Raw genomic sequence first — 9,677 nt, 5'->3', positions numbered from 1 at the left:
GGGCATGTGTCTCCTCCTAGACCTAGACCTGGGGGAGGGTCGGAATCTTCTTATGCTTTGTTGTTTAGAGCCTTTGGGCAGCCTCAGAGTGCATCTCGCTTGTTACTCTTTATTCGCAGCGATAAAGAGAGCGATGCTTGGGTAAGCCTCGAAACCACAAGGCTTGTACGAGGAGATGGGGAGGTTATTTTCACGACATGGGGGTTGGGGGAGTTGGAGATCGGAGCCTATCAGTTCCGATATATCACGCTCAATGCAGATGGAGGGGTCATCAATGCCCGTCAGGGAACAATGCAGCTAAATGAGCGCCGACTCAGTAGCTTTCAAGCATCCACCCTGAATCAAGCCAATATAGCTGTCGATAGCGCCTTCATGTATAGCGATAACCGGATTGCGCTGACCAACCTCGGCAACGCTGTTACCACCGGGCGCGTGCGCTTCCGCCAGCCGGGCGGCGAATGGAGCGCCGCTCACCCCCTGGCCGCCACCGGCGTCCAAGGCTGGCTCCACTTCAACCCCGCGCAGTACGGCCTGGCCGCCGGCCAAACCTGGGAGTATGAACTTGAGCGCCTCGACGCCAACGGTCAGTCACTGGGCGCGGTGGTGGGTAGCTTCCGCCCCGGCGAAGCGGCTTCTGTCACCCAGCCCGTCGCCTGGCGCGACCAGCCGCAGATCGTCCACATCGGCGGCAATCAGCCGGCGGCGGCCACCCGCGGCCTGATCCGCTACCGCACGGCCGGCGGCGCCTGGGCCGAAGCGCCGCTGAGTCGCGCCGCCAACGGCGAATGGGACTGGGACAGCAGCGCGCTGGCCAAGGGCTTGAGCGCGCCGACGGTGTATGAATTCGAATACCAGCTGTTCGACGCCAATGGCCTGATGCTCAATCGCGCCGGCGGCCAACTGACGCTGGGCGGCGGCGCCGTCAGCGTCAATACCAAGGGCCTGACGCTGCCGCTGATGGTCAGCTTCAATCCGCCGCAGGCCCAGGCCGCCCAGCTCTTGCTGTCCTACCGGAGCAAGGGCAGCCAGGGCGCCTGGACCCAGGCGGCGCTGAGCCGCAACGCCCAGGGCCAGTTCGCTTTGAACGCCGACGCGCTGGCCGTCGGCGACTACGAGTACCGCTACCAGCTGGCCGACGCCCAGGGCGCCTTGCTGACCGGCGCCGACGGCGCGGCGCTGGACGTCAGCGGCTATCTGCGCCGCCACAGCGGCGTCGACAGCGCCCGCCTCAACTGGGTGATCACCGGCACCAGCCAGAGCGAGCACAACATCATCCGCCGCCAGCAGTACAACGCCTTCGGCGAAGTGAGCAGCGAAACCGACGGCCGCGGCAACACCACCACCTTTGAATACAGCGCCTTCGGCCAACTGCTGACCAAGCAAGACCCAAAGGCTGCCATCACCCTCAACAACGGCACCAGCGTCCAGCAGGCGCCGCGCACCCAGTACCGCTACGACGCGCTGGGCAATCTGGTGGCCAGCATCGACGCCAACGGCCAGCTCAACCGCCAAAGCTGGCTGGCCGGCAGTGAAGCCGGTCAAGGCCGGCTCGGCGGCCAAGCCCACGCCGACGGCGGCGTCAAGCAACTGGGCTACGACGTGTTCGGCAATCTGCGCTATAGCATCGACGAAATCGGCCGCCGCAGCGACTACCGCTACAACGCCAACCACCAGCTGATCCGGCAAGACCACGCCCAGCGCGCCGACGGCCGTCGCGGCTACGACGAATACGACTACGACAGCGCCGGCCAGCGCATCGCCCACCGCAACAGCGCCGATGGGCGCACCACCCTAAGCGCCAGCACCCGCTACGACAGCCTGGGCCGGGTGCTGGCCACCGTCAGCGCCGCCGGGCGCCGGGTGAGCTACCGCTACCAGTGGGACGCCGCCATCGCCGGGGCCGGCGGCATCGTCGTCGGCGGCTGGCGCAGCGTCAAGACCGACGCCAACGGCCGCAGCCAGACCGACGACGTCAGCCTGTTCGGCCATAAGGTGGCCCATGTCGACCTGGGCAACCACCGCTTCAGCTACCGCTACAACCACGCCGGCCAGGTGGCCGAACAAAGCGGCAGCACCGGCCAGCGCATCACTTACCAGTACTACGGCAACGGCTATCTGAAGAGCCTGTCCGACCACGCGCTGGACAGCTACACCCTGTACGAATACGACAACGACGGCAATAAGACCTTTGAAGGCTATACCAGCCTCAACAACCAGAGCCGCGAGTTCTATCAGTACGCCGACATCCAGTACGACGCGCTGGGCCGGGTCACCCAGATCAAGGATCCTAAATTCCTGATCACTTACCGCTACGACGCGGTCGGCAACCGTATCAACGTCAACAGCGTCTACCACGACGGCGTCGACGGCCAGAAGCGGATCCAGGACTACTGGTACCGTTACGACAGCATGAACCGCTTTGTCACCACCAAGGGCAGCAAGATCGACGGCCAGATCAGCCGTGGTCCGCAAGGCGGCGACGGCGTCGACATCCTCTACAACGCCGCCGGCGAACGGGTGCAGGCCATCAACGCCTCTGATGGAACCACCGAGACCTACAGCTACAGCGCCGACGGCTATCTGGAGAGCACCCGCATCAACGGCAAGCTGGCCTCCCAGCGCGACAACGACCTGCTGGGACGCGCCACCGCATACCGCCAATACCGCTGGAACGGCGACGGCGGCGTCAGCAGCCAGACCCAGTCCCGCTACGACGCCGACCACAAACTGCTGCAGCAAACCCGGGACGGCGCCACCACCACCTACAGCCTGATGGCGGACGGCACCGTGGCCAGCAGCGCCCAGAGCAGCAGCGGCACCACCACCACCAGCTATTACGGCTATGAATGGTGGGACGAAGCCAAGCAAAGCACCATTACCGCCCAGCCGTACAACAAGGACGCGCCGGGCTGGGAAAAGGGCTACTCCCATCTCAGCTACAACGTCAACGGCCACCTGGCCGAAGCGCGCGACGAAGTGGGCCAGCGCAGCCTCCGCTACGTCAACAACGCCCAGGGCCTGGTGCTCAAGCGCGAGGAAATCGCCAAGGGCAGCACCTACAAACGGCAGGACTACTACTACCTGGACGGCAAGCAGATCGGCTCGGTGGGCAACGACGGCGCCAGCCGCGTCGACTACGCCCAGGCCTTGGCGCAAAGCCAGATCGGCAACCGCAAAGACCAGTACCGCGAAGGCCAGCCGGTGAACAGCGCCGACTTCGACCAGAACTACGAGCCGATCGGTCCGAGCTACCCGGGCCAGACGCCGGGCTTCGTCACGGTGAAGGCGGGGGACACCTTGCAAAGCCTGGCGGCGTCGCTGTGGGGCGACCAGGCAATGTGGTATCTGCTGGCGGACGCCAACAGCCTGAGCGGGAGCGAAGCGCTCATCGCCGGCCAAATCCTGACCGTGCCCAACAAAATCACCAATGTGCACAACAACAGCGGCACCTACCGGGTGTACCGCCCGGGCGAGGCGATAGGGGACGTGACGCCAACGCTGCCGGACCCGCCGCCAAAACAGATAGTGATTCAACAAACAGTACGTAGGCGACGGGGTGGGCTCTTCGGTGGGTTCTTCAATAGTGTTATTGGTCGGATTATCTCTGTGGCGGTGAGTATTGCTGTGACGAGTGTATTGGGTCCAATCGCAGGCGGTGGCGTACTAGGTTGGGCGCTAGCCGGAGCTGCGGGCTCTATTGCTGGTCAAGGCACCGGTATGCTACTAGGCAGTCAAGACAGTTTCTCCTGGAGCCAAGTGGGGTTGAGCGCTCTTGGGGCCGGCGTCAGCGCGGGCCTGGGGGGCGCGCTGGGCGGCACCCCGCTCGCGCTGCGGGCGGCGGCGGGCAACGCGCTGACCCAGGGCGTGGCCATGGCGACCGGCTTGCAGAAGCAATTTAGCTGGAGTGCGGTGGCGGCCAGCGGGGTGGGGGCTTTTGCGGGTAGCCAAGTCAACCTCGGCGGCCCCCCAAACGACACCTTCACCAGACTGGCTCAAGGCACCGCGCGCGGCCTAGTCTCCGGCGGGATTCAATCGCAACTGAGCGGGCAACGGCCGAATTGGGGCGCGATCGCGGCGGAATCCTTCGGCGGCGCGCTGGGAGACAGCGTGGTGGCCGGCATGATGAAGCGGGATCAAGAGCGGCGGCAGCCCCAACAGGCGCTGGCGCAGATTTGGGGACGGGGAAGCAATGCCTCGGCACTGAGCCTGGCCACCGTCAAGGAGCAAGAGCGTTTTAGCTGGCTGGAGGGTGGGGAAGTGGCGCAGCGGGCGACGGCGGCGAAGGCGCGAGCTGATTCAGGAGCAATGAATATTGGTAACAGTACTTACAGTGGTATCGGTTCACTATCTAATAATGATGTAATAAAAATTAGGGCATTGTCGGCTGGATTGACAGGAGTTAAAGATAATACGCAGCACCGGAATGAGCTGAACCAAGCAATTCAAGATGTGATCAACGAAGCTAATAGTAGGGGAGGGAGTAATACGTCATCCGTAGAGCAAAGAGCCATTCCTATTAAAGATAGCATGCCATACTACCAGCCAAAGGCAACATTTAATCCGGATTATGTGGCAATTAATGGATCGATTCCTTTGTTAGGCTCGATAGGCATGTCTGTTAATCTTTATAATCTCAATGGATATGTTTCTTACTCGAGCTCTCGCTTCTATTCTGCCCCTTCTTACTTGCCTGGTGGGTCTATTACCTTTGGTAATGTCGTTGGTGGTGGGAGTGCTCAAAAGGTAGATAATTTACTTGGAGGCTATGGATATACCGCTTCAGGTTTTTACCCTTTAACCCCTGTTTTTGGCATTGGAGGTGCCGTTAACATTGTTCCTAACGGGATGAAGGCTGTTGAGTATGGAGTTGGAACACCTGGAGTGTCTGTATCTCCATTCGGGTATGGATATAGAATTTTTTGATAAGAGGTAATTCATGTCAGCTCCCCTGATGGATGTGGAACAATATAAGAAACTATCTAAGAGGCAGAAAAGAATATACTGGTTTTTTATTTCCGCTATTTTTTTAATGATTATTATTGGGGTGGTGTACGGGTTATGTAAAAATTACATGTGATTAAATTTACATTGACTGTTACTAGGTAATCTCAATGGTATGGTGCCCCGCCTTTTCCGGCTTTTATCCAATAACGCCTCTCATAGGTGTTGAGGGTGGCGTCAGTATGTCGTTTGATGGAACTAGGGCCGTTGAATATGGGTTTGGAGTGCCAGGGGTTTCTGTTTAGCCACTTAGTTATGGATATAGGATTTTTTAAAATTAGGGTTGAATGTCATGGGGTCATCCAACTGTAAGGGATGATCAATATAAAAAATCCACTAAAAGGCAGAAGATGTTTTATTGGATTTTTGTGTTGCTTGTGATCGTTGTAATAGTTGTTGTTGGTGGTTTTTATGGGAATATATAAAAATTTTATGTGGTGAGTAAGGTGGGCAAGTCAAAGGGCTTGCTCACAGCGTCTTGGCAAACTCTCCTGACAGACAGATTAGGGAGATGGAAGTGGAGTGGGCGCAGCGGGCGACGGCGGGAAAGTCTACGTCAGACTTGGCGGGTCAGAAGACGACACGAAGCAAAGGGAAGAAGGATGGCTTGACCAAAGCCGAGGCTGAATATGCCGCCAACTGGAAGCTGCCCACGACGGAAAGCCAAGCACTGAAAAGTGTGTACCCTGAGATGGTGCTAAGCCTGCCTGCCATGGGAAGGATGATAGTGGCTCAGGGGGCAAGTCTATGGAGTAGATTTGCGACAGCTGTGCTTGGTGGAGAAGCAAATTATGGAGCGCAAAAGGTATTTACTCCTGATCAAGCAGTGAATTGGCTTGATGTTGGCTTGGGGGCGGCTACTGGCTGGTGGACGAATGGAGCCAGTTTGGGAAGTACTGTTGCTTTCAATACGTATTCCGCTAGCGTTGGGGCTGGTTTCCAGGGGCAAAATCCTTTGCCAAGCATGGCCGGCGCAGCAGTGGGGAGCGTAGTTGGATTTGGGATTGGAAGTGCAATAACTGGCCGACTTGATCCTGTATTTAACCCATGGCACCGGCCTCAGTGGATAACTGTAGGACCATACGGAATACAGGGATGGAGTGCCCCTAGCCCTGTACCTAACGCTATTGGCCTTCTTGGCGGAGGTTTAGGTCAAGAGGTTTCAAATTCGGTGGTTGTGAACGGAATGAAGAATGGAAGGTGAGTATGCTTTTATTTTTGAAGTTTTTTTTATGAGGTTATTTGTCCAATTTATTATTTGGCAATTGATGTGCTTTATGACTTGTGTTGTTTTGATTGTAACGATTCCAATCCTATATTGGCCATTTTTGGGACATATTTCTTGGCTTGACTATGATTTTTCATTGAAAGTGATAAAGGTTGGGGTTATTGAAGCATTGCTTGGCGCGGTGTTATTTTTTGTACGCGATGTGAGCCTTTTTTTAAAAGGCTATCGCTAAACTGCGTAAAGAGCGCCAGCTGGCCAGCAAGTTAGGGTAGGTAAATTTTATTTGTCTACCCTGCGTGGGAGATACTGGACGGCAGCCGGCCGTTGCCGGCGCTGGCGGTGGATGATTATGACCCATCCAGAGTGGAAGCTCCGGGTCAGTCGCGCCTGCAAGACGAGAGCGCTTGGCAAGCCTTCCAGCGTGCTTACAATGGTGGTGGTTTGGGGGTGATGGAGGATAGCGGATTTGCGAAATTTGGTGCGACAACCGCTGGGATAGCTGGTGGTGCAAAACAGGCTTGGAATGACTACCAGGATTGGAGGGCCGATAATCTTGCAAGCCTGTACCAGTCTTTACAGGACTTGAGTTCAGGTCGGCCTGATGCTTCATTGGAGTTTGGTTTAAACTTTATGGATGGGGGGATTACTCGTAGAGTGGTTGCTGGAGTAGTTCCAAGCAAAGGAATAATAGAGGCGGAAAGCCTTGTTTATAAGGAATTCTCAGAAAATAGTGTAAATCGTACGTATAGGAGTCTGAATTTAACAATCAACGAAAGAGCGTTGTTGACAAGGGAGCGTGGGCTTGCGGAAGCAGCCGGATGGAAGAGGCCTGATGGTAGTATTTGGTGGCCTCCATATGATGGAGCACTTCCGGGTACCCAAAGATTTATTTCTTTGGAATCAAGCGGTGGGGGTGGGGTTAATCTTGTTGATCGATTTGGTCGTACCACGGGCTCGTTTGTGTCTCCTGCTGGACTTCCACTGGAGTCGCATGCATTGAGTAGCATGCCTTCCTTCCCTCCTTCAGTATATTCTGTTAATGGAAGTATTTTGGGAGTCGAGCGCGCGACTATTGCACCTTGGTTTGGTCAAAAGGGACTTGGTGTTCAATATAAATTACCAAATAGCGTTCAATATTACCTTGATATAGAAAAGTTAGGAGGGCCACGATGAGTTGGACACAGCAAGAGTTGATAGAGTTTTGTAATAGGAAAAATATTCCATTGGATGCCTATTCTTTCTATAAGGATCAAGACGACTCTTTTTGTTTGGAAAAAATTGGGGGCGAGTGGTTGATTTATTACTCGGAACGTGGTTCAAAAAATGAATTGGCTTGGGCGAAAAGTGAGGCACAAGCTTTGAATATTCTAAAATTGTTCCTTCTCGAAGCATTCAAGTCTATCTGAAAGATTTGACGATTAATAAAGGACTGGTCTCTGCAACTGGTGGAGCCAGTCCTTATCGTTCCAAACTAAGGGAGAGAGGTGTATGTTTTGGAGGTTGGAAACATGAAGTTATATGGTAGCCCTGTCGGGCCAACGCCAGATCAATTGTTTAGAAGGTATGGAGACTGGAATGTCGTAATTCAAAAGTCTATGCAAAAAGACCCTGCTATTAACATGTTGCTTGGATTTTCCGCCGGGAGGTAATTGAAATGGCTTTGTTGCAGCTTGAGAAATTTAATGATTTTGGAACATTGATAGAATTTAATGAATTTTGAGTGGAGATGGTCGAAGCATTTCTGTTACGGGAGATATGTCCTCATATATTGTTTCTGGTATTTACGATTTTGTTTTGGGTGGCTGTTTGGCACTTTATGCGAAAAATAAAAGATTAGTCTTCAGTATAAGTGCACTAAATTAGATTTGAGTGATCAGGAAACTATTTTAAAGTGCACTCCCGAAAAAAAGGGGTGACTAGATTTCAAGTGATTCAGAAAAATGGTGTGCAATTGGAGTTGGAGTATAGTTCATTGTGGACTAGTTTTAACGGTGTTGCTGGTCTGGGGGTAGGAAGGGGGGAGCATGATTTGTGTGCTTATTTGACTTTTATGTATGGTGCTGATGGGATCAGAAGTTATCTAGTCGAGTTATATGGCCAAGAGGAGAGCGGGCTGGTCTGAATAAATAAAACTCTGGCTTCACAGCCATAGCTAGGCTAGATTCCGCTAGTGTTGGGACTGGTTTCCAGAGGCAAAATCCTTTGCCAAGTATGACGGGGGCCGCGGTAGGGAGTGTGGTTAGGTTTGGTCTTGGTAGTGCAGTAACTGGCCGACTTGATGCAGCATTTAATCCATGGCACCGGCCTCAGTGGGTTACGGTATGGGCCATACGGAATACAGGGATGGAGTGCCCCTAGTCCTATCCCTAATGCTGCCGGCCTTTTTACTGGTAGTTTTGGTCAAGAGGTTGCAAATTCGGTGGTTGCGAACGGAATGAAGAATGGAAGGTGATTATGCTTTTATTTTTGAAGTTTTTCTGCATAAGATTGTTTGTTCAGCTTGTTACTTGGCAATTGATAAGTTTTATTTCTTGTATTGCTTTGATTTTAATAATTCCAATTATTTACTGGCCATTTTGGGGGTGTATTCCTTGGATTGATTATGATTTTTCCGTAAGAATAATGAAGGCGGGAGCTATTTGTGCATTGCTTGGCGCGGGATTTTTTCTCATGCATGATGTAATCCTTTTTTTAAAAGGCTATCGCTTAAGAGATCTGAAGAGTATTTGTCATGAGGTGCAAGAGGCGGAGGATTCTCAATATGGAGATGTTGAGCCCGCATATGAAGAATTGCTAAATTTTCTGAAGAAAAATACTGATTCAAGAGTAACATTCGCTCAGGTGTTGATAGAGGCAGTTTGTCACTTTAGGAACGCCAGAAGCGATGGTCGAGGTATGCTTTCAATTGATGCAATTGCATATTGTATGCATGAGCTTCGTTGGGAGGAGGTACTTAATGTGGTTCTTGAAGAACATCGGAGCTATTTTATTCCAAGGCGGAGTTCTGTATTGGTTCGTCTTATAGAAGCTTTTGACGATGACTGGTCGGAGGCGGAGGACTATCAAAGATTTTCTAAGCCTGGAAAAGTTTAAATAGAGTTGAGGTTTTACGTGTTAATCAAGTAGGGAGAGCAAGTCATTTGGCTTGTCTTCTTTATGCGGATAGTCTTGGAAGCTTCATCAAAAAGCTGCTGCTTGTGACGATTTTTTATTGCGTATTCGCCAATTAAATGAGGTCTGACCTACGTCATGTCTGTTGCCAGTAGTGCGGCCCCTCGGCCGCTTCATCCCGTCTTACTTCTTCACGTTGAACGCTTCCAGTGACCTTCCCCCAGTTGGTATACCACTGATTAGGTAGCAATCAGGCGTGGTTGGGGTAAGTGTTTCTCCCGGTACTCGGTCGGGGTCAGGTAATTCAATGCACTATGCGGGCGAGCATGATTATAGT

Annotated in this window: 5 protein-coding genes; all 5 read left to right on the top strand. The window is 53.3% G+C overall.

All coding sequences use genetic code 11. The features are described 5' to 3' along the window. The first annotated feature begins 372 nt into the window (after positions 1-372). The 5 genes from HA052_RS26470 to HA052_RS26450 all read left to right on the top strand — a co-directional run bounded on the left by HA052_RS26470 (position 373) and on the right by HA052_RS26450 (position 9,322). Positions 373-4,923 carry a polymorphic toxin type 22 domain-containing protein gene (locus HA052_RS26470; protein ID WP_166454338.1) on the top strand — a complete coding sequence of 1,517 codons (4,551 nt, stop codon included), beginning with the start codon at positions 373-375 and terminating at the stop codon, positions 4,921-4,923. A gap of 1,271 nt (positions 4,924-6,194) precedes the next feature. Next, positions 6,195-6,461, top strand: a complete 267-nt coding sequence (locus HA052_RS26465) for a hypothetical protein (RefSeq protein WP_166454337.1) — start codon at positions 6,195-6,197, stop codon at positions 6,459-6,461. Between the two features lie 107 nt (positions 6,462-6,568). Beyond that, on the top strand, positions 6,569-7,402 hold the full coding sequence (locus tag HA052_RS26460) for a glycohydrolase toxin TNT-related protein (RefSeq protein ID WP_166454336.1): 834 nt from the start codon (positions 6,569-6,571) through the stop codon (positions 7,400-7,402). Next, positions 7,399-7,635 (top strand): hypothetical protein, encoded by a 237-nt coding sequence (locus HA052_RS26455; protein ID WP_166454335.1) that lies wholly within the window; start codon positions 7,399-7,401, stop codon positions 7,633-7,635. The genes HA052_RS26460 and HA052_RS26455 overlap by 4 nt, the downstream gene beginning before the upstream one ends. Positions 7,636-8,683: 1,048 nt before the next feature. Next, entirely contained in the window at positions 8,684-9,322 is a 639-nt protein-coding gene (locus tag HA052_RS26450; RefSeq protein ID WP_166454334.1) for a hypothetical protein, read from the top strand. The last annotated feature ends 355 nt before the right edge of the window (positions 9,323-9,677 follow it).

It is taken from the genome of Chromobacterium fluminis, assembly GCF_011602385.1.
GTDB classification, from domain to species: Bacteria; Pseudomonadota; Gammaproteobacteria; order Burkholderiales; family Chromobacteriaceae; genus Chromobacterium; species Chromobacterium fluminis.
Note: the sequence above shows the minus strand (reverse complement) of the source record. Positions and strands in the feature narration are given on the sequence as shown.